We start from the raw sequence: 19,384 nt of genomic DNA, 5'->3' as shown, positions 1-19,384 counted from the left end.
GCTGTAGAAAATGGATTTGCTCAATAAAATTTTATATAACAAAATAGCAGGTAGCAACATTACTGCTAAAAATACTGGTATTAATATTCCTGCCATTGACTTCAAAATTGGCGCTAAAAATTGCCTGAAAATTTGTCTGTCGTTGGCAACAATGGTAGCAGTTTTATCTCCGTACACCAACGCAGAAGCGGCAAAAACGAGTAAAACCTTTGTCAATGATGATGATCGTTTTATGGCGCTGCGTGACGCTGCAATGCATGACGATGCCGCCCAGGCAGATGAGTATGCGGCCGCGCTGGCGCAATACAGTATTCCGTCGTACGTTGATTACTATCGTCTAAAAACTCGCTTGCGCACGGCGTCCGCCGATGAGTTTAAAAATTTCTTATCTAAATATGAAGGCAGTGCAATTGCCGACCGTCTGCGCAACGATTGGCTGCTAGTCTTGGGACAGCGTGGAGAATGGGATACGTTTGATGTGCAATATCCGCAATTTGTCGTGGCCGACGATACGCAAGTTAAATGCTATGCCCTGCTATCTAAAGCCACTAAACAGCAGAAAGTAGCAACCGAAGCACGTGCGCTGTTAACTGCGCCCCGCGACTATGGCGCTGGTTGTTACTCGCTAGTCACGTATTTATCGGCAAGCGGTCAATTCAGTGACAACGATCTTTGGGCGCAAATGCGTATAGCGGCGGAAAATGGCGCACAGCCTTTGGCGCAACGCTTGGCACGGCTATTAGAGATTGGCGACAAACGGATTACCCAAGTATTTGAGAAGCCAGCTTTGATGCTAAAAAAAGCCCCTGAATCTGACAAAGTAGCGCATGAGCTGTATATCCTCGCATTAGGCAGGCAAGCAAAAGTCGATCCTCAGGATGCGGCCGATACTTTGTCGCGTTTTAGCGCTAAGTTTTCTGAAAGCGAACGCGCCCAAGCTTGGGCGCAAATTGCCTTGCAAGCTGCTTTGAAGCTACAGCCAGAAGCACTGGGCTATTGGCAACGGACTGAAGGCGCAACGCTATCGTTGGAAGGCTATCAATGGCGCGTCCGTACCGCACTCAGAGAAGGTGATTGGAAGCTAGTAAAAAGCGCGATTGCCGCCATGCCAGCGAGTCTAAAATCTGATCCAGCATGGGTATATTGGCAAGCACGCGCACTCATGACCGAGGGTAAGACTGAAGAGGCACAAGTAATGTTTGCCAGTATTGGTGATCAATTACATTTTTACGGTCAGTTAGCGCTGGAAGAACGTGGTCAAAAAATTGGCGTGCCACTGACAATTAAACCAGTAACGGCGGAAGAACTCGCACCGATACAAGCGAATCCAGGCTTACAAAGAGCGCTGAAATTTTATGCCATGAATTTGCGTTTTGAAGGCACCCGAGAATGGAATTGGGAGCTGCGCAAAATGAGTGAGCGCCAACACATTGCCGCAGCAGAATTTGCACGTCAAAACGACTTGTTAGATCGCATGGTAAATACCTCTGACCGTACTAAAGGCGAGTTAGACTTTAGCCAGCGTTATCCGACGCCGTTTAATGACAGTATGTATAAAACGACGCAAGCTTTGGGCTTGGACATGGCATGGGTATATGGCTTAATACGACAAGAATCCCGTTTCGTAATGAAGGCAAAATCGAATGTAGGCGCATCAGGTTTAATGCAAATTATGCCGGCCACTGCCCGCTATGTTGCCAAAAAAATCGGCCTTGGTAATTTCTTGCCTGAGCAGGTTAATGATGTCGATACCAACATCGCACTTGGTACTAATTATTTGAATATGGTCTTGACAGATTTAGGCGGCTCGCAAGCGCTGGCATCGGCTGCCTATAATGCGGGGCCAGGTCGTCCGCGTGCTTGGCGTGCCAGTTTGACGCGCCCTGTAGAAGGCGCTATTTTTGCAGAGACAATTCCTTTTTCTGAGACGCGTGGGTATGTTAAAAATGTCTTATCTAATGCTACTTACTATGCCGCGCTATTTGAGAAAAAACCGCAATCGCTTAAAGCACGTTTAGGTATAGTCGTGCCAAAAGGTATGTCTGCGACGGACTCTGATTTACCTTAAGTTTTTTAAAAATATCCGATATCCAAACTGTTCCACACATTACTCTTTGACCATATTATGCAAGATACAGAACTAGAGACCACACTCGCTGCCATCTTCTCTGGGGATAAAAAAATACCTCTGCAACTAGTCATCGGTAATAAAAATTATTCGTCCTGGTCGATGCGTCCTTGGGTCGCGATGAAAGCATTTGGCATCCCGTTTGAAGAGATTCGGATTTTGCTGGATATGCCGGACACGACTGCACAAATCGCAGAATACTCACTGGCAGGGCGCGTCCCTGTGCTATTGGCCAAGGATATTACGGTATGGGACTCTCTGGCTATTTGTGAGTTTCTGGCCGAGCAGTTTCCACTTCTGAATTTGTGGCCTGAAGACGTCGCAGCACGAGCAATGGCGCGTAGCGTTTGTGCAGAAATGCACTCTGGCTTTAGTGCGTTGCGCAAAGAAATGCCGATGAATATTAAAGCGTTTGCACCGGGCGCGGGGCGCACTGCGGGGTCGCAGGCAGATATTGGCCGCATCTCTGAAATTTGGGAAGACTGTCTCGCAAAATACGGCGCGCATGCGTATCTGTTTGGAGATTTTTCGATAGCAGATGCCTACTTTGCGCCGGTAGTGATGCGTTTTAAAACTTACGCAGTATCGCTGGCACCGGCTTTGCAAGCTTATGCAGAACGGATAGAAGCACATCCCGCAGTAGCACAATGGATGCAAGAAGCGCTGACGGAAGCGGAAGAAATTCCTTCTGATGAACCCAAGCCCAACAAGCCTGAAGAGTAAGCAAGTTTTAATAAATTTGCTGAAGCCAGCCGGATAAGTATCAATTATCAAGTACCGGCTAATTTTTCTTAAATTGAATCTGCAATCATCGTATGAAATCCTATATCGTCGGCGGCGCAGTGAGAGATCGCTTACTCGGCTTGCCAGTGCAAGATCGCGACTATGTTGTGGTAGGTGCTACGCCAGCCGATATGCTGGCGCAAGGCTACACGCCAGTTGGAAAAGATTTTCCTGTTTTTTTACACCCTAAGACCCACGACGAATACGCACTCGCGCGTACCGAGCGCAAGACTGCGCCTGGTTATAAAGGCTTTGTATTCCACACCGATGCCAACGTGACGCTGGACGAAGATTTAATCCGGCGCGACCTGACCATTAATGCCATGGCTCAGGACGAAGCAGGCAATATTATTGACCCCTTTAACGGACAAACCGATTTACAGCAACGTATATTCCGGCATGTGTCCGCTGCATTTGCAGAAGACCCGGTACGCATCTTGCGCCTGGCACGTTTTGCGGCGAGGTTCTCGGTTGATCCGAATGCCTTTAGCGTCGCGCCAGAGACCATGTTGTTGATGCAGCAGATGGTAGCTGCTGGCGAAGTGGATGCCTTAGTACCGGAACGTGTATGGCAAGAATTATCACGCGGTTTGATGGAGGAGCGTCCCTCACGCATGTTTGAAGTGCTGCGGGAATGCGGCGCCTTGGCGCGGATTCTGCCTGAATTAAATGCTCTCTGGGGCGTGCCACAGCCACCCAAACATCATCCAGAAATTGATACCGGTGTGCATGTGATGATGGTGGTTGATTATGCTGCTAGCGAGTCGTACTCCTTACCGGTTCGCTTTGCCGCGCTGACGCATGATTTGGGTAAAGGCACCACGCCGCCAGATCAGTGGCCGCGTCACTATGGACATGAACAACGCGGTATTGATCTAGTAGAAGCCGTTTGTCAAAGGTTGAAAATACCGACTGATTGTCGCGATCTGGCCATCATGGCAGCACGGGATCACGGTAATATCGGGCGTGCTTTTGAATTACGCCCCGACACTATCATCAGCTTATTAGAACGTAGCGACGCGTTCCGCAAGCCACAACGTTTTCTGGATTTATTAAGCGCGGCAAAATCTGACTGTTTTGGCCGGGCTAATTTGCCTGATGTACGCTTTCCGCAAGCAGAATATCTGGCACAGGCACTGGCGGCAGCACAGCAAGTGCAGTCCGGCGCGATTGCGCAACAAGTCACGGCAAAAAATCTGCCCGGACAATCTCAGCAAATTGCGCTGGCAATACGACAAGCCAGGGTTGATGCTGTACGTCAGTTTAAAGAGCAATTCCAGGCCGAAAATCCTAACAATATCGCTCACTAATCCCTTTAATAACAATACATCATCTGCTAAGCATAAAACCCATTGCGCGATAACAGGCTTTGGCTATGCTGCTTAGCACAGTATAAATACTCTACTGCCTGCGATTTTCTGGAATAAACTTTAAACCTCACCTACAATTAAGCAATTATTGTGCGCCGCACAAATTTGTTTGTAGAAGGACAACCATGAACGCCTCTGATATTTTCCCTGCAAACAAAGAAGGCAAGCCTCCGTCGCCTAAACCAGCAGCTAAATCTAGCGTTTTTGTGAAAGAGTTATCCGAGAAAGACAGACGCCGCATATTGCGACACTTTCTTGCGTTAAAAGAGAGCGATCGCCTGCTGCGCTTTGGTACCTATTTGCCAGACGAAATGATTACAAAATATGTCCAGGGCATCGATTTTTCACGAGACAAGGTATTTGGCGTTGTCAGCGCACATTTTCGCTTAGTCGGCGTGGGTCATTTGGCTTTTGCACCCCGCGAGAAAGAGGACGAAGTAAGCGACAAAGATAAAGTCGCAGAATTTGGCGTCTCTGTATCTGAAAATGCTCGCGGCAAAGGCGTTGGTGTCAAATTATTTGAACGTGGCGCGATCCATTGCCGCAATGCCGATGTCGACACCTTGTATATGCATTGCCTGTCGTCCAACCAGACGATGATTCATATCGCAAAAAAAGCCGGTATGGAAATTCACAGAGAATACGGTGAGGCAGATGCCTATTTAAAACTATTGCCGGCGGATGCCGCCAGTATCTTTAAAGAAGCGATACAAGAACAAGTAGCGTCGCTAGATTACACACTCAAAGCGAACACCCGTGCAGCAGTAAAATGGCTGGAAAATTTACCCGGAAGAAAGAACGAATCCTAAGCTCAACACATGCTCCGGCTAACTGGATGTTAACTCAACAGACAATACCCAAACTTCTGACAAATACCCGCACCAGAAAATATAATCACTCCATGTATATTTTATTGTCCATGTAAAGTCTGGACAATAGGGCCGCATATTTACGAAAAATGTGGGGGAGTATATAGATTGATCAGAATTAAAATAACAATCGCTACTTCTTAAATTCCGTTTAAAAAATATACTGACCGCCATTTTTTCATCTCTAGAGCCGTGCTAAAAATAACTGATGTGATTTGCCCGTTACGGGAGAACTAAAAATCGACACAACATCAACTACTTAGTGATTAATCAGTCTGCTCTTTCGCGTAACGTAACGTCACAATCAGATACGAGTATTCTCTAGTTGCTCGGTATTTCGTCAGCTATACTAAAAATTCAGATTACTTAAGACAAAGTTCAAAAATTGTGAACTTTTTGCCACTAATTTCGGCAAGAAAACGCATTCTATTGTTGTTTATGTTATTATTTAGTTAATAATTATTAGATAAATATAACTAAGATTGGTATTCATCATGAGCCAGACGATGCAAGCAGAGACAATGGGAACAGAGAACCACCGCTTTATCCTTGAAATGTTAGGATTCTCTGATGCGGAAAAAACCATGCTGTCCTCTACGTTCCGCCTGACGGGAAGACGTCCATTCTGTTACGCAGAACCAAGCAGCGAGCATGACCGCGCTGATATTTACCTGGTGAATACTGATAATGCCGAAGCAATACAACAATTAGAGAAACGCTCTCCTAACATCCATGCGCCAGCAGTACTGATTGGGCGCACTGCGACAGAAACTGCCAGTTGGCCGCTCATACAAAAACCGATACATTGGATGCGCTTGTTTGGGCAGTTAGATGATTTGATGCAAGCGGCGCTGTTAGAACGTAACCGCCGCACACAAAACATCAACCAACATTGGGACGGGCAAACTTACCGTCGTACCATCGATAAAAAATTGGCGCCAGAGTCCCCAATCGCTGCCCCTAAAAAGCCTGTTGAATCCGTTTTAGTCGTTGATGACAGCGCTACCGTCCGGGCATTTATGCGCATCAAATTAGCGCCGTTTCATTTTGATGTGGATTATGCCGAGAACGGCGAGCAAGCGATTGCGATGGCCGAAATAAAAAAATATACCTGCATTTTTCTCGACATTATGATGCCTGGTATTGACGGCTATAAAGTCTGCAAACATATTAAATCCAACCCATCAACTAAAAACACCGCTGTAGTGATGCTAAGCAGCAAATCTTCTGCATTTGATAAATTCCGCGGCGCTTGGGCGGGTTGCGATACTTATCTAGGGAAACCGGTTGATGAAAATGATTTGCTGGCAACGATCGCCCGCTTTTTACCAAGTTCTCGTGAGATGCATGTTGGGCAGGCTACGCTAGCCTGACATCAACAGTCTGAGTAGCAATCACACCTGATATCTACTCAATATGCATCCAATTAAAGATCCAGCGGTAGCAAAAATATTTGAAAGCTATCCGCCACCAATCCGCCAAAAACTCTTGTCGCTGAGAGAACTTATTTTATCCACGGCGGCTGCGACTGAAGGTGTAGGTAAGATTGAAGAAACGCTGAAATGGGGCGAACCTGCGTATCTGACCAGCGCCAGCAAAAGTGGCAGCACAATCCGCATCGCATGGAAGGCTGGTGATCCGTCAAAATATGCGATGTACTTCAACTGCCATACAACTCTGATCGACAGCTTCCGTACATTGTTTCCAAATGATTTCGTCTTTGAGGGTAACCGCCGCATTGTCTTTGCAGAAGAAGCCGTATTACCCACAGAGTATCTATCGTTTTGTATAGCCGCAGCACTCACTTATCACATCAGTAAAAATACGCCTCAGCACAAGCTATCGTCTTGAGCCGCATGGGTCTTTATTCTCTGTACCAAGCGCCCCACTAAAACACCGGCAGCAACGCTGGCCAAAAGATGCTTCAGTGTATGGCCGCTAATAACACTACCTAGCTGAAAGATGTCGTGATCGTATATTTCTGTCACCTTCGCAAGGAGATATAAAAGCAAGGCGCCACCAAAAGCAATACGATCCGATTTAGGCGCCCGATAAATCGTTTGCCAAAGCGGAATTAATATCAGCGGCAATCCTTGCAAAAACAAATATGGACGCAAATCTCCAGCACCGTATGCGTCAGTGACGTACCACCATGCGACGCTAAAAATAGCAAAGAGAGCGAGTACATTTGCATCTGTTTTGCGATTTACGTTTGGCACATTCTCCGCTCTCACCGCAGAAAGCAATCCAGCGCAGGCGAATGCAATCGGTAAGCGATCCCATAGCAAGCGCGCATTATCGGGCGCAAGGTGGTAAAAGCCCGAGCCTAATGCCGTCAATAGCAAACCTGCTAAAAATAATCGATAACCAATCCAACCTGCTTCGATACTTGCGTGTTTTCGCATTGGCCACAAACGATACATGCCCCAAATGGCAACGACAGCGAAACCAAGGTTAGAAAAAACATCGGCTGCATGCGGCACACCAAGAAAATCCGATAGATCGGCAAACTCGTGATAATGCGCCAGCTGCTCGATTGAGCCATGTGCAATGAGTAAAACGCCACATAAAGTAGTGAATAAAAATGGCAAGCAAATAAAAATGCGCCTCAAAGTAAGCCCCCTGATTGATGAATGTTGATTCATCAGAAGCTTGCCTATGTCTCGAATAAAATGATACCTTCTTTAAAATAGTTCTGATTTTTATTAAACTAAGCATCAAATATCAATACTCAATATAAGCTCAAACTAAGCTCAAACTAAGCTTGAACTAAATTCAAACGAAGGCAAAAACCCAATGACAGAAGTAAAGCAATTGGTCGCGACGCTCAAAAAACAGTTACGACTGCAAGGTAAAACTTATAAAGATGTGGCGATCGCTTTTAACTTGTCGGAGCCTAGTATTAAGCGGCTTTTTACTTCAGGACGCTTCCCAGTTGATCGCCTGGTGCAGCTCAGCAATCTGCTCGGTTTTACCTTGGCAGAATTAGCGCAAGAGGCTAGCGCGACCGAGACGCGACTAAGAACACTCACCGATGCGCAAGAAAAAGAATTGATCTCCGATCCCAAGTTACTTTTAGTTGCTGTGTGTGCGCTCAACCACTGGAGCCTAAACGATATCGTAGGTAGATATCAATTGACTGAAACGGAGTGCCTGCAAAAGCTATTACGACTAGATCGTTTACAACTTATCGCCTTATTGCCGAGTAATCGTATCCGTCTGAACGTCGCACGTGACTTTGACTGGCTTGCAAACGGACCTATTAAACGTTACTTCCAAGAGCAAGGTTTAACCGATTTTTTGAACAGTCCTTTTTTACAAAGCGATGAAACTCTGAGTTTCTCAAGCGCCATGCTGACCGAAAATGCCATCACAAAAATGCAAAGCGAACTGAGACAACTACGTTTGAAATTTGCAGAGTTGCATCAAGAAAGTTTATCTTCACCTTTGCCCAAACGTCGTGGCAACGGATTATTGTTAGCGATGCGCGAATGGGAGCCGATGGCGTTTGTTGAGCTTCGCCGCTAACTTGCAGGTAACTTAAAACATGAGTGGAATTACGCAATGGTTTGCACCCCTCGCGCTGCACTAAACACTAAGCACAGGCAAGGCAGTCGTATCTTTAATCTGTTGCAAAGCAAAGCTCGACTTTACATCCAATACCGCCGGATGTCGTAATAGCGTTTCCATCATAAAACGGGAAAAGTGATCCATATTCTCGACATGGACTCTGAGCAAATAATCCATCTCGCCCGTCATCGCATAGCAAGCGACAATTTCTGGCCACTGGTCTACCGATGCGGCAAAATCATTACGCGGTGAGCGGGATGCGCCTTTGCCTGGCGCATCGTTATGCTTCTCTAGCCGGACATTGACATAGGCGAGCAAGCCCAATCCGATTTTGGCGGGTTCCAGCAGTGCAACATACTTACGGATCACGCCACTGTCCTCCAGCCGCTTGATGCGCCGCAGGCAAGGCGATGGCGACAAATTGACGCGCTCGGCCACCTCTTGGTTAGTCAATCGTCCGTCGGCCTGTAAGATCGCCAGAATCTTACGGTCAATTTTATCCAATGGAACTGTAGTCATAGTCTGCCAATAATTAATCAATATCAGCAATATTATTGCTTAAAAAAGAAATTTATTGGGTAATTTTGCAATTTAATGGCGTGATTGGCGGACTATACTGAGATCTTAATCTGTGTCAAAAAATCGCTCGATTGGATGACCTTGATTGCCGCCTTCCGGCGCTTGCGGTGTGTTTTAACCAGTTGATTGATTCAATTGAATCAACTGACGAGTCAACTCACTCACTTTGCGCGGACAAATGTATTATTTTTTGACGACTTAAATTTAGGAGACAAGCATGGAATTCCAGCCTTGGGACAACCCGATGGGTACTGACGGATTTGAATTTATCGAATACGCCGCAACCGAGCCAAAAGAAGTCGGCGAATTATTTGAGCGTATGGGCTTTACCGCCATCGCCAAACACCGCACGAAAGATGTCACGCTGTATCGCCAAGGTGGTGTCAATTTCATCATCAACGCCGAGCCAGATTCATTTGCCCAGCGTTTTGCCCGCAAACATGGTCCCTCTGTTTGTGCGTTTGCCTTCCGTGTTAAAGATGCCAACGCAGCGTATAAACGCGCATTGGAACTCGGCGCATGGGGTTTCGACAATAAAACTGGCCCGATGGAACTGAACATTCCGGCCATCAAAGGCATCGGTGATTCGCTGATCTATTTTGTTGATCGCTGGCATGGCAAAGATGGCGCGCAACCGGGCACCATCGGCAACATCAGCATCTATGACGCTGACTTTGTCGCCATCCCAGGCGCAGATCAACATCCGGTTGGCAATGGCCTGACCTACATCGATCACTTAACTCATAACGTCCACCGTGGTCGCATGAAAGAATGGGCTGATTATTACGAAAGCCTGTTCAATTTCCGTGAAGTCCGTTACTTCGATATCGCCGGTAAGCACACCGGTTTGAAATCCAAAGCAATGACCTCCCCTTGCGGAAAAATCCGTATTCCTATCAATGAATCATCGGATGACAAATCCCAAATCGCGGAATACCTGGATCTGTACCACGGTGAAGGCGTACAACATATTGCGATGGGTACAGATAATGTCTACAAAACCGTTGCCGATATGAAAAACGATGGCGTCGTGTTCCAAGACACGATCGAAACCTATTACGACCTGATCGACCGTCGCCTGCCTAACCATGGTGAGAATCTGGAAGAATTACGCAAGCTGCGTATCTTGGTCGATGGCCATAGCAGCGAGAATAAACGCGAGCTGTTATTGCAGATTTTTACGACGACCGTGATCGGCCCGATCTTCTTTGAAATCATCCAACGCAAAGGTGATCAGGGTTTTGGTGAAGGCAATTTCCGCGCTCTGTTTGAATCAATTGAACTTGACCAGATACGTCGTGGCGTACTCAAAGACGACACAGCACCTGCGTAAGCGCCAAGCTACATCAAACCATATTGCACGCTTGGTTTGCAAAGGCTAACAGGATAGTCAGCGATATTCTGTTAGCCTTTTTGTCTATCAAAGAAGAGGAAAAATCATGTTGACTGCAACTGCAACTGCGAGCGTTACTAGAGAAGAATTTTTGGCTACCGTGGCTGAAAAATCCTATGGCGCCGTGCTGCGTGGCGACTACAGTCTGGCCGATACGCGCTATGTTGTGCAGCAAGACTGGGATGCCTACACCGAAGCAGAGCATGATCTCTGGCGCAAACTGTATCAACGTCAGGCGGCTCTATTGCCCGGTCGTGCCTGCAATGAATTTATCGATGCCTTGAATAAAATGGATGCGGCCAATGGCATCCCCAACTTTGAACAAACCTCAGAAGAATTATTTAAAGCGACAGGCTGGCGCATCGTTGCGGTACCCGGTCTGATACCTGAATTTACATTTTTTGAGCATCTGGCCAATCGCCGTTTTCCGGTCACAGTGTGGCTGCGTACACCAGAAGAATTTAACTACATTGTTGAGCCGGACGTATTCCATGATTACTTCGGCCATGTACCTATGCTATTCAATCCGGTGTTTGCTGACTATATGCAGTTATATGGCAAAGGCGGCTTAAAGGCGATGGATTTAGGCGGGCTGGATTATCTGGCACGTCTGTATTGGTATACGGTGGAATTTGGCTTGATCAACACAGCAGAAGGCGTACGTATTTATGGCGCCGGGATTTTATCTTCGGGTGGCGAGGTGGAATTTTGCCTGAAGCCGAATACCAGTTCTCATCATATTCATCTGGACATACAACGCTGTCTGCGTACTTTATACAAAATCGATTCGTATCAGGAAACCTATTTTGTCATTAATAGTTTCCAGGAATTGTTTGAAGGTACGGCACCCGATTTTGCACCTTACTACGACAAGCTCAAGCAACTTGACGCTTTGCCAGCAAACACCTTACTTGAAGGTGAGATCGAACTCGTCAGTTAAACTCCGATTGACAATCAGGTGCTCCAACTTCGGGCGTATATTCTTTGAATAGTACGCTCTTTTTTTGTCTATCGATTTGCCACAAGAAAAATATACTCCCCTATAAAATATATAAAATAGCCTTATAAACCAATAATTACTTGGACAACTTAAATATACCTATAGGGAGTATATAATAAACAAAGAGTAATCATTCTGCTTTCGCTTCAGCATAAGTCGCTAAATAAGCCAGAAACGCAGAGGCAATCGGTGATAAACGCTTGCCATGCAAAGTCACGATATACCAGTTGGCATGGATAGGAAAACCTTCTACCTGCAGTACACGCAGCGCATCATCAATCAACGCCTCGCCTAAAGCATTACGCGATACGACAGAGATGCCCATGCCACCGGCGACCGCCTGTTTGATCGCCTCGTTGCTACCCAGCTCCAGACGAACTTGCGGCTGAAAATGTTGCGCGGCAAAAAATCGATCACAGGCCAGTCGTGTACCCGAACCTTGCTCACGCAAAATAAATCGTTCTGTCGCCAACTCAGCAAGCTGGATATGGTTCTGCTGTACCAGACGATGCGTCGCCGGTGCGATCACTTCCAACAGATTAGGCAGAAACACTTGCTAATCAATATCAATGTCGGTCGGCGGCATGGACATGATGTAGAGATCATCACGGTTATCGCGCAATCGCTGCACAACGCCGTCACGGTTTAACACCTCTAAAGCGATGTCAATTTCTGGATATTGCTCACAAAACGCACCTAGCAGACGGGGAATAAAATATTTTGCCGTACTGACCACAGCCACCCGCAAGCGGCCTCGCGTCAGCCCCTTCATCGCATCGATCCGCTGCTCATATGAGGACAGCTCATCCACCATCATGCGTGCGGATTTTGCCAACTCTTCACCCGCCGGGGTCAGCGACAGCCGCTTGCCGATGACTTCATACAGCGGCAGACCAACCGCGTCGGTTAATTCCCGCAGCTGCATAGAAACCGTTGGCTGCGTCACATGAAAAGCTCTCGCAGTCGCGGTAATGCTCTTCAATTCAGCGAGAGATAAAAATAAGTTGAGTTGCCGGAAAGTGACGTTCATCTTGTTTTAATTATGATTAATGTGAAATAAATTGATTTTACCTGATGCATTATTCCACATAAGATGCGCCCAGTCCAACTACTCCCACACTCTTATGCAAAGCATCTTAGACCCCGCAATCTTATTTTTTGCCTTTGGTATTTTTGCCGGCATGATCAAATCCAATTTAGATATCCCGCCTCAACTTTCACGCTTTTTATCGCTCTATCTGTTGATGGCATTAGGTTTAAAAGGCGGCTTTGCGTTAGCGCATTCGGGACTGACACCCCAAATTGTCAGCAGCCTTGGATGCGCAATCTTGCTGGCAGTGCTGGTACCGGCGCTTGGCTATCAATTGCTTAAACGCTTTATCAATCACTATGACGCTGCCGCGATCGCGGCCACTTATGGATCGGTGAGTGCGGTGACATTTATCACCGCCGTGCAGTATCTGGAAAATCATCATCTGACCTATGGCGGTCATATGGCAGCGGCAATGGCGTTGATGGAATCACCCGCAATTATCATGGCAGTGATCTTTGCTAATACCTTGCGAAAAAAATCGGCTAGCGGTTCGCCCCATCCAACCTCGCTCAGCAAGGTGTTGCACGAATCGTTGACCGATGGTGCACAGTTACTATTGCTCGGTTCGATGGTGGTGGGGATTATTTCAGGCGAGAGCGGCAAGGCTGCCATGCAACCGTTTTCAGGCGATTTATTTAAAGGCATGCTCGCCTTTTTCTTGCTCGATATGGGGTTGATGGCAGCGCGTAAATTGCCTGAAATCAAAGGACAATCGCCATGGATTATCGTCTATGCCGTGGTCACGCCGCTGTGCCATGCGGCGTTGGCTCTGGGTCTGGCATGCTTGCTTAAACTGCCCGCAGGCGACGCCAGTTTGTTGATGGTGTTGGCTGCCAGCGCATCGTATATCGCGGTGCCTGCGGTATTACGCTACACCATTCCCGAAGCCAATCCCTCGCTGTATTTGGGTATGTCGCTGGGTATCACTTTTCCACTGAATATTTTCTTGGGAATCCCTTTGTATATCGCCATTGCGCATCAGGTCATTGGCGTCGGGTCTTGATATGCTCTGGCGGGTTGTGACGATCATCAGCATTGCTGATGCAAGACCCACAAACCCGCCAGTTCATTCTCTATATCAGGCAGCGCATTTAGCTTCAAGCAAATCAAGAATAATATCAACACCAGCCTCAACGCTGACAACGCTACAGTCAATTATCGCAGTCGGATCTACCGGAACTTCATAGGGACTGCCGATGCCAGTCAGATTACTCAGTTGCCCGGATCTCGCTTTTTTGTACAAGCCTTTTGTATCTCTTTTTTCACAAACATCAATTGGGGTACTGATAAAAATCTCAATAAAATTTTCAGCACCAATCAACTCTTTTGCCATCTCACGTTCCTTCTGAAATGGCGAAATGAATGAAGTGATCGTGATACGTCCGGCATCCAGCATTATTTTGGCGACTTCTGATACGCGACGAATATTCTCAGTGCGACTGGCACCGTCAAATCCTAAATCTTTATTTAAGCCACTGCGTACATAGTCACCATCAAGAATGTAGGAGCGTCGCCCCAAACTATATAGTCGATTTTCCAGCGCATTGGCGATGGTAGATTTACCTGATCCAGATAGACCTGTCAGCCAAATCACCTTGGCGGCATGACCGTTTAATTTTTCTCTATCAACACGACTTACTGTGAATAACGGCTTATACAGATTATGAGAATATTCCACTTTTTTCCTATCAGCGCCCTCAAACATCGGTGGACTAAGAATATCCGTAAGCATGAAAACTTGGCTCCCTACAAAAAAAAATTATTAGATCGTAAATTTAGCTAAAGTTTATAGCAGTGTATCTATCAAACACAGCAGGGATTTGAATCGATTTATATTATTTTGTATTATTTTGTATCGATACGGTATTGGAATAAGCGGTTCAGAGAATGTATGCCGAAATAGCCAATAACATAAATCCACCGAAGTGAAAACTACCACGCAGATAACGCCACTCCAAAAACAATGCCGCCAAACGTATTAGCCATGCGATTGGCGGAACGTTTAGTATCTCGCCATCCGGCTCGACGGCAATTGCACTAAGATTATCTCAAGCTCGCTTAAATATACTCCACGTTAGTATTATTTTATCGACCATATAATTACTGGACAATAGAACATATTTACACAATCTAAGTGGGGAGTATATTAAAAAATGGCACTACAGATATGTTTTGCACTACAAACGCCAGTACACCCCGTCCTCCCGCTTCATCAACATATTGGTAATCATTTCTCGCCGCAAAGTCGCGTAGTCTTCATGATATTGCAGAAAAAACTGATTGATTTCTGATTCCGCATAACGACGTTCGGTTTGCAATTGATTGACCAGCCAGCGCAAAATCACGAGACGTTTTTTACGTTGATCGGGGATTTTTTTCAGGCGATTATTTTGGACAAAAGCCTGCATCACGCGTTGCGATTCAGCGTCTGTCGACTCTAAATCTAATGTAGTTTGCCGTGCATCCCAAGCTACGTTAAAACGCTCGATGCGGCTGGCTTGTAGTCGCTGTTGCGATAGCGCCAGCCAGCTTGCCGAGCCATAACCAAGAACAAGATCGTTTGCGATTGGCTGCCACCATGCTGCATCTGTACTCACGCCCAAGGCATGCAAGTACTCGACTTTGACGACGATAAACTGAAGTCGATAAGGTAGTAAATACGACGCTGGATCTACCTGCAATTGCAACTGCGCTTCCGCATAACTGGCGTACCAGTGATTGGTATAGCCACTGACTTCTTTGCCATGCCAGAAGTCACCAAAATCGGGCTTTACATCTTCTGTCTGGGCTTCCCCAAACAGCACAGCACGCGCATGCTCCCAATGCTGAAAGCCCGCATCGGCGGCGGCCAGATTCAGACAATGTCGCAATTGCCATGTCTCCGGCAAAGTCCAGTTGTGCTGCCGGCTCAGCAATAGCGCACGTTTAGTCGCGGCGACATTATTAGTCTGCAATAGCTTGAGTAATAGCCGGGCGCGGGTCTTGATTTCTGTCGTCAGCGCATTCATAGCGATGCTCCTGAAATAGTTTCAGAAAATCGCAGTACAGAGCATGGCGACAAAACGATGGTGAGGTAAAACGGGAAAACGAGAATTAACATGATAAGGCTCCTGTTCGCTTATCGACGACCCGCTGACGTCAAACGAAACTTGGATTCATCACATTAAAAAGAATGGATTGCAGGGTGAGAGCCTCTTGTGCGGGCAGGCGCCCCAGAGCACCTGTGCCGCTATTGTAGGATGTGATGGAGGTGCGTGTCAACTAACGTGAACTAAGCAAATCAACACTGTGTATAAATAAGCTGTGCTGATTTCAGCTTACATTTCAAGCTGAATTTCTGCTTAATAAAGGCTGGTCTCGCCGGGAGGCCGAGTTTTAAAACGCTTATGAGCCCAAAAATATTCGGCTGGCGCTTTCAAGATTTCAGCTTCGATAAATGCATTCATAAAACGGGTTGCGGCAATCATATCGTCGCCCGGATAATTTTCCCAGGCGGGATGAAATGTCACTTTCCAACCCTGATAATCAGGCAGCATCGTTGCAATCACAGGTATCACTTTGGCATGGGTCGTCGCAGCGATTCTGGCGGTTGCGGTGAGGGTCGCCGCGGGTATACCAAAAAAGGGAATGAACTCAGCATCCTTGGGGCCGAAGTCCATATCGGGCAGCATAAAAAAAGGCAGGCCTTCACGCATCGCGCGGATGATAGGCTTCACGCCCTCGGCACGCGAAAATAGTTTTACAGGACGAAACCGCGAGCGACCTTTGCGCAAAGCCTGATCAAAAACTTTGCTGCGTTGCTGGGTATAAATGGAGCATAAAGAAGACTCCAGCATGACCGCTACACCCGCCACATCCAGACTGACAAAATGCGGGCACAATAAAATAGTCGGACCCTCTTGTATGCTGGCTAGAGGGACTGCGGGGTCAATCTGAATTAGCTTTTTTAAGCGTTGTTCTGACGCCCACCACAAGATGCCACGCTCCAATACGCTGCGTGCATAGGCCTGAAAATGTTGCCGGGCGAGCTTGACTCTTTCTTTCTCGCTTAAGTGCGGTAAACACAGTCGCAGATTCGTCAAAGTAATATGGCGACGTGATTTGATAATGCCAAACAATAGCGCGCCGACAGCATCGCCAAAACGTCCTAATACCGGCAAAGGCAACCAATGCAACAGCCACATAAAACCTAATACTAATCTCATGCAATATCCCTGTAGATCGTATTCGCATCGGTAGGGCCGCTCACCCCATCAGGTACTTTATAGCGGTTATAACTCCAGAAATATTGTGCTGGACTATGCGCAATTAATTTCTCCATCGCCGCATTAATGGCTTCTGCTTGCTCCGTTGCGTCGCCAGTTAGCTCGCCATCAAAAGCCACAAAACGGATGATATATCCCCGCCCAAACGACAAGCGCTCTGCGTAAGTCAATATCAGCGGCGCACCTGTCATCGTTTGCAACTTGGCAGACAAGGTCATGGTGTAAGCAGGCTTGCCAAAAAATCTGGCCCAGACGCCTTCGCCTTGTTGTGGCACCTGATCTGGCAACAGACCAATCGCCTCACCTTTTTTTAAGGCTTTTGCCATTGTTCTGACACCGGATAAATTGGCAGGCGCTAAGATCAAATTCTCACGCGCTCTTGCACCTTCGATCAGGGGTTTTAACGCAGCTTTGCGTGGCGGCCGATACAAGGCAGTTAAACGGGTTCTGGCAGCGATAGCTTGGGCGATGATTTCAAAACAGCCAAGATGTGGCGTGAGTAAAATCACACCTTTTTTGGCATCTAAGGCCGCTTGCACGATTTCCCAATTTTCTACCGATGCGGTACGTAATACTCGCTCCGGGTTGGCGCACCAGATGAAGGGAAGTTCCAGGACGTTTTTGCCAGCCTCCCGTACTGCGGTAGAAATATGTGTCGTAAAACCCGCCCGGGTAATATTGGCCTGCAAACGACGACGATACGATCCGGAAAAAAGATAAACCAGCCAGCCCAATGCGGCGCCAATGGCATGCAAAACAGGCAATGGGAAAATCGACAAAAATCGGAATAAAGCTACGAGCATAATATCTCTCAACATGAGAAAAATGAGCACTAAGAAATCGGCGCCAAACTAAAACTCCATTAGGAAAACCTTGGCAAACCCGGGCTAATTAGACATAGTGCAAAGAAGAAGCGTAAAATATCACATTCCTAGTGACGGCTATTGCAAAATTAAACTCGGCACCAATATCAATCCTTATAAATTGATATCAATGCAAAGATTAAACTGACAATTGTTTTCATGACGTAAAGCAGTAACCGCCGAGTTAACAGACAACTTGCGAGGCGGTATATAAGTTCCGCTAAAGCGTCGCAGGTTCTCTTTCCGACTGCGGCATGTTTAATACGGTCATTTTTTACAAGGAGCCTGCGATGGCTAATGATTTTCTCTTCACCTCTGAATCGGTCTCTGAAGGACATCCCGACAAAGTCGCCGATCAAATTTCCGATGCAATCCTCGATGCGATTTTTGAACAAGATCCGCTGTCACGCGTCGCGGCTGAAACATTGGTCAACACGGGCTTAGTGGTTCTGGCAGGCGAAATTACCACCAATGCCCATGTCGATTACATTCAGGTTGCACGCGACACCATCAAACGCATAGGCTATGACAATACTGAATTTGGTATTGACTACAAAGGCTGCGCGGTATTGGTTGCTTATGACAAACAATCGAATGACATCGCGCAAGGTGTTGATCAGGCTACCGACGACCATCTGAACACCGGTGCCGGTGACCAGGGCTTGATGTTTGGTTATGCCTGCGATGAAACGCCAGAACTGATGCCAGCACCGATCTACTATGCACATCGTTTGGTGGAACGTCAGGCGCAATTGCGCAAAGATGGGCGCTTGCCGTTCTTGCGTCCAGATGCCAAGAGCCAGGTCACAATGCGTTATGTCGATGGCAAGCCACACAGTATTGATACCGTCGTGTTGTCGACACAGCATAGCCCCGATCAAAGCGATGGCACCAAGATGAAGTCTTCTTTTATCGAAGCCGTCATTGAAGAAATCATCAAACCCGTATTGCCAAAAGACTGGCTGCAAGATACCAAGTTTTTGATCAATCCTACCGGACGTTTTGTCATCGGTGGGCCGCAAGGCGATTGCGGCTTAACTGGCCGTAAAATTATTGTCGATACTTACGGTGGCGCTTGTCCACATGGCGGCGGCGCATTCTCCGGCAAAGACCCTACTAAAGTGGATCGCTCCGCAGCTTACGCAGCACGCTATGTGGCAAAAAATATCGTCGCTGCCGGATTGGCAAAACAATGCCAAATACAAGTGGCGTATGCAATTGGTGTAGCACGTCCGATGAATGTGACGGTTTATACCGAAGGCACAGGGGTGATCCCGGATGATCAGATCGCTGCTCTGGTGAATGAGTATTTTGACCTGCGTCCAAAAGGCATTATCCAGATGTTAGATCTGTTGCGCCCTATTTATACTAAAACGGCGGCGTATGGTCACTTTGGCCGTGAAGAACCTGAGTTCACCTGGGAACGCACCGACAAAGCGGTGTTGTTGCGTAAAGCGGCTGGTTTGTAATT

17 protein-coding genes and 1 pseudogene are annotated in these 19,384 nt (G+C 47.0%); 11 read left to right on the top strand and 7 right to left on the bottom strand.

Going from position 1 to position 19,384, the window contains the following annotated elements; translation table 11 throughout:
• The first annotated feature begins 151 nt into the window (after nucleotides 1–151).
• The 6 genes from AAKU61_RS12405 (at nucleotide 152) to AAKU61_RS12380 (ending at nucleotide 7,001) form a co-directional block, all read left to right on the top strand.
• Nucleotides 152–2,068: a lytic transglycosylase domain-containing protein gene (locus tag AAKU61_RS12405; protein WP_503012609.1), complete on the top strand. Its 1,917-nt coding sequence runs from the start codon at nucleotides 152–154 to the stop codon at nucleotides 2,066–2,068.
• A gap of 57 nt (nucleotides 2,069–2,125) precedes the next feature.
• Nucleotides 2,126–2,851: a glutathione S-transferase family protein gene (locus AAKU61_RS12400; RefSeq protein WP_354332639.1), complete on the top strand. Its 726-nt coding sequence runs from the start codon at nucleotides 2,126–2,128 to the stop codon at nucleotides 2,849–2,851.
• A gap of 92 nt (nucleotides 2,852–2,943) precedes the next feature.
• The gene (locus tag AAKU61_RS12395) at nucleotides 2,944–4,221 is read left to right on the top strand and encodes a multifunctional CCA addition/repair protein (RefSeq protein ID WP_354332637.1); all 1,278 of its coding nucleotides are present in this window, start codon (nucleotides 2,944–2,946) and stop codon (nucleotides 4,219–4,221) included.
• A gap of 185 nt (nucleotides 4,222–4,406) precedes the next feature.
• Nucleotides 4,407–5,090, top strand: coding sequence for a GNAT family N-acetyltransferase (locus tag AAKU61_RS12390; RefSeq protein ID WP_354332635.1), 684 nt, complete (start codon nucleotides 4,407–4,409; stop codon nucleotides 5,088–5,090).
• 554 nt (nucleotides 5,091–5,644) lie between these two features.
• On the top strand, nucleotides 5,645–6,523 hold the full coding sequence (locus tag AAKU61_RS12385; RefSeq protein ID WP_354332634.1) for a response regulator: 879 nt from the start codon (nucleotides 5,645–5,647) through the stop codon (nucleotides 6,521–6,523).
• 43 nt (nucleotides 6,524–6,566) lie between these two features.
• On the top strand, nucleotides 6,567–7,001 hold the full coding sequence (locus AAKU61_RS12380) for a DUF1801 domain-containing protein (protein WP_354332632.1): 435 nt from the start codon (nucleotides 6,567–6,569) through the stop codon (nucleotides 6,999–7,001).
• On the opposite strand, the gene AAKU61_RS12375 is transcribed toward AAKU61_RS12380, so the two are convergent.
• Nucleotides 6,980–7,741: a hypothetical protein gene (locus tag AAKU61_RS12375; protein WP_354332630.1), complete on the bottom strand. Its 762-nt coding sequence runs from the start codon at nucleotides 7,739–7,741 to the stop codon at nucleotides 6,980–6,982. The genes AAKU61_RS12380 and AAKU61_RS12375 overlap by 22 nt on opposite strands.
• A gap of 205 nt (nucleotides 7,742–7,946) precedes the next feature.
• Here AAKU61_RS12375 and AAKU61_RS12370 point away from each other — a divergent pair, with 205 nt between their 5' ends.
• Complete coding sequence (locus AAKU61_RS12370; RefSeq protein WP_354332628.1) at nucleotides 7,947–8,678, top strand: transcriptional regulator; 732 nt, start codon at nucleotides 7,947–7,949, stop codon at nucleotides 8,676–8,678.
• 60 nt (nucleotides 8,679–8,738) lie between these two features.
• Here AAKU61_RS12370 and AAKU61_RS12365 read toward each other — a convergent pair whose 3' ends face one another.
• A complete protein-coding gene (locus AAKU61_RS12365; protein WP_322120141.1) occupies nucleotides 8,739–9,239 on the bottom strand; it encodes an Lrp/AsnC family transcriptional regulator in 501 nt (166 codons plus the stop codon).
• Nucleotides 9,240–9,516: 277 nt separating this feature from the next.
• Between AAKU61_RS12365 and hppD the strand changes: the two genes are divergently transcribed.
• Together hppD and phhA are read left to right on the top strand one after the other, a co-directional pair.
• Nucleotides 9,517–10,632 (top strand): 4-hydroxyphenylpyruvate dioxygenase, encoded by a 1,116-nt coding sequence (hppD, locus tag AAKU61_RS12360; RefSeq protein ID WP_322120142.1) that lies wholly within the window; start codon nucleotides 9,517–9,519, stop codon nucleotides 10,630–10,632.
• Nucleotides 10,633–10,738: 106 nt separating this feature from the next.
• Nucleotides 10,739–11,632: a phenylalanine 4-monooxygenase gene (gene phhA, locus AAKU61_RS12355; RefSeq protein WP_354332626.1), complete on the top strand. Its 894-nt coding sequence runs from the start codon at nucleotides 10,739–10,741 to the stop codon at nucleotides 11,630–11,632.
• Between the two features lie 190 nt (nucleotides 11,633–11,822).
• Here phhA and AAKU61_RS12350 read toward each other — a convergent pair.
• A pseudogene (locus AAKU61_RS12350) lies at nucleotides 11,823–12,722 on the bottom strand (LysR family transcriptional regulator).
• Nucleotides 12,723–12,816: 94 nt separating this feature from the next.
• Here AAKU61_RS12350 and AAKU61_RS12345 point away from each other — a divergent pair.
• Nucleotides 12,817–13,788 carry a sodium-dependent bicarbonate transport family permease gene (locus tag AAKU61_RS12345; RefSeq protein WP_354332624.1) on the top strand — a complete coding sequence of 324 codons (972 nt, stop codon included), beginning with the start codon at nucleotides 12,817–12,819 and terminating at the stop codon, nucleotides 13,786–13,788.
• A gap of 75 nt (nucleotides 13,789–13,863) precedes the next feature.
• Here AAKU61_RS12345 and cysC read toward each other — a convergent pair whose 3' ends face one another.
• The 4 genes from cysC to AAKU61_RS12325 form a co-directional block, all read right to left on the bottom strand.
• A complete protein-coding gene (gene cysC / locus AAKU61_RS12340) occupies nucleotides 13,864–14,517 on the bottom strand; it encodes an adenylyl-sulfate kinase (RefSeq protein WP_503012608.1) in 654 nt (217 codons plus the stop codon).
• Nucleotides 14,518–14,962: 445 nt separating this feature from the next.
• A complete protein-coding gene (locus AAKU61_RS12335) occupies nucleotides 14,963–15,793 on the bottom strand; it encodes a DUF2087 domain-containing protein (RefSeq protein WP_354332620.1) in 831 nt (276 codons plus the stop codon).
• Between the two features lie 333 nt (nucleotides 15,794–16,126).
• The gene (locus AAKU61_RS12330; protein ID WP_354332618.1) at nucleotides 16,127–16,990 is read right to left on the bottom strand and encodes an LpxL/LpxP family acyltransferase; all 864 of its coding nucleotides are present in this window, start codon (nucleotides 16,988–16,990) and stop codon (nucleotides 16,127–16,129) included.
• Nucleotides 16,987–17,853: a lysophospholipid acyltransferase family protein gene (locus AAKU61_RS12325; protein ID WP_354332617.1), complete on the bottom strand. Its 867-nt coding sequence runs from the start codon at nucleotides 17,851–17,853 to the stop codon at nucleotides 16,987–16,989. The genes AAKU61_RS12330 and AAKU61_RS12325 overlap by 4 nt, the downstream gene beginning before the upstream one ends.
• Before the next feature lie 350 nt (nucleotides 17,854–18,203).
• On the opposite strand from AAKU61_RS12325, the gene metK reads away from it, so the two are divergent.
• Nucleotides 18,204–19,382 carry a methionine adenosyltransferase gene (gene metK / locus AAKU61_RS12320; protein ID WP_354332615.1) on the top strand — a complete coding sequence of 393 codons (1,179 nt, stop codon included), beginning with the start codon at nucleotides 18,204–18,206 and terminating at the stop codon, nucleotides 19,380–19,382.
• The last annotated feature ends 2 nt before the right edge of the window (nucleotides 19,383–19,384 follow it).

Origin of the sequence: Undibacterium sp. GrIS 1.2 (assembly GCF_040544435.1) — a bacterium.
Classification (GTDB): domain Bacteria; phylum Pseudomonadota; class Gammaproteobacteria; order Burkholderiales; family Burkholderiaceae_D; genus Undibacterium.
Note: the sequence above shows the minus strand (reverse complement) of the source record. Positions and strands in the feature narration are given on the sequence as shown.

What these genes read in the sequence shown, in the direction of transcription:
- AAKU61_RS12405 (WP_503012609.1), top strand. Translation starts at nt 152, where the DNA reads ATGGTAGCAGTTTTATCTCCGTACACCAACGCAGAAGCGGCAAAAACG.
- AAKU61_RS12400 (WP_354332639.1), top strand. Translation starts at nt 2,126, where the DNA reads ATGCAAGATACAGAACTAGAGACCACACTCGCTGCCATCTTCTCTGGG.
- AAKU61_RS12395 (WP_354332637.1), top strand. Translation starts at nt 2,944, where the DNA reads ATGAAATCCTATATCGTCGGCGGCGCAGTGAGAGATCGCTTACTCGGC.
- AAKU61_RS12390 (WP_354332635.1), top strand. Translation starts at nt 4,407, where the DNA reads ATGAACGCCTCTGATATTTTCCCTGCAAACAAAGAAGGCAAGCCTCCG.
- AAKU61_RS12385 (WP_354332634.1), top strand. Translation starts at nt 5,645, where the DNA reads ATGAGCCAGACGATGCAAGCAGAGACAATGGGAACAGAGAACCACCGC.
- AAKU61_RS12380 (WP_354332632.1), top strand. Translation starts at nt 6,567, where the DNA reads ATGCATCCAATTAAAGATCCAGCGGTAGCAAAAATATTTGAAAGCTAT.
- AAKU61_RS12370 (WP_354332628.1), top strand. Translation starts at nt 7,947, where the DNA reads ATGACAGAAGTAAAGCAATTGGTCGCGACGCTCAAAAAACAGTTACGA.
- AAKU61_RS12365 (WP_322120141.1), bottom strand. Translation starts at nt 9,239, where the DNA reads ATGACTACAGTTCCATTGGATAAAATTGACCGTAAGATTCTGGCGATC.
- hppD (WP_322120142.1), top strand. Translation starts at nt 9,517, where the DNA reads ATGGAATTCCAGCCTTGGGACAACCCGATGGGTACTGACGGATTTGAA.
- phhA (WP_354332626.1), top strand. Translation starts at nt 10,739, where the DNA reads ATGTTGACTGCAACTGCAACTGCGAGCGTTACTAGAGAAGAATTTTTG.
- AAKU61_RS12345 (WP_354332624.1), top strand. Translation starts at nt 12,817, where the DNA reads ATGCAAAGCATCTTAGACCCCGCAATCTTATTTTTTGCCTTTGGTATT.
- cysC (WP_503012608.1), bottom strand. Translation starts at nt 14,517, where the DNA reads ATGCTTACGGATATTCTTAGTCCACCGATGTTTGAGGGCGCTGATAGG.
- AAKU61_RS12335 (WP_354332620.1), bottom strand. Translation starts at nt 15,793, where the DNA reads ATGAATGCGCTGACGACAGAAATCAAGACCCGCGCCCGGCTATTACTC.
- AAKU61_RS12330 (WP_354332618.1), bottom strand. Translation starts at nt 16,990, where the DNA reads ATGAGATTAGTATTAGGTTTTATGTGGCTGTTGCATTGGTTGCCTTTG.
- AAKU61_RS12325 (WP_354332617.1), bottom strand. Translation starts at nt 17,853, where the DNA reads ATGCTCGTAGCTTTATTCCGATTTTTGTCGATTTTCCCATTGCCTGTT.
- metK (WP_354332615.1), top strand. Translation starts at nt 18,204, where the DNA reads ATGGCTAATGATTTTCTCTTCACCTCTGAATCGGTCTCTGAAGGACAT.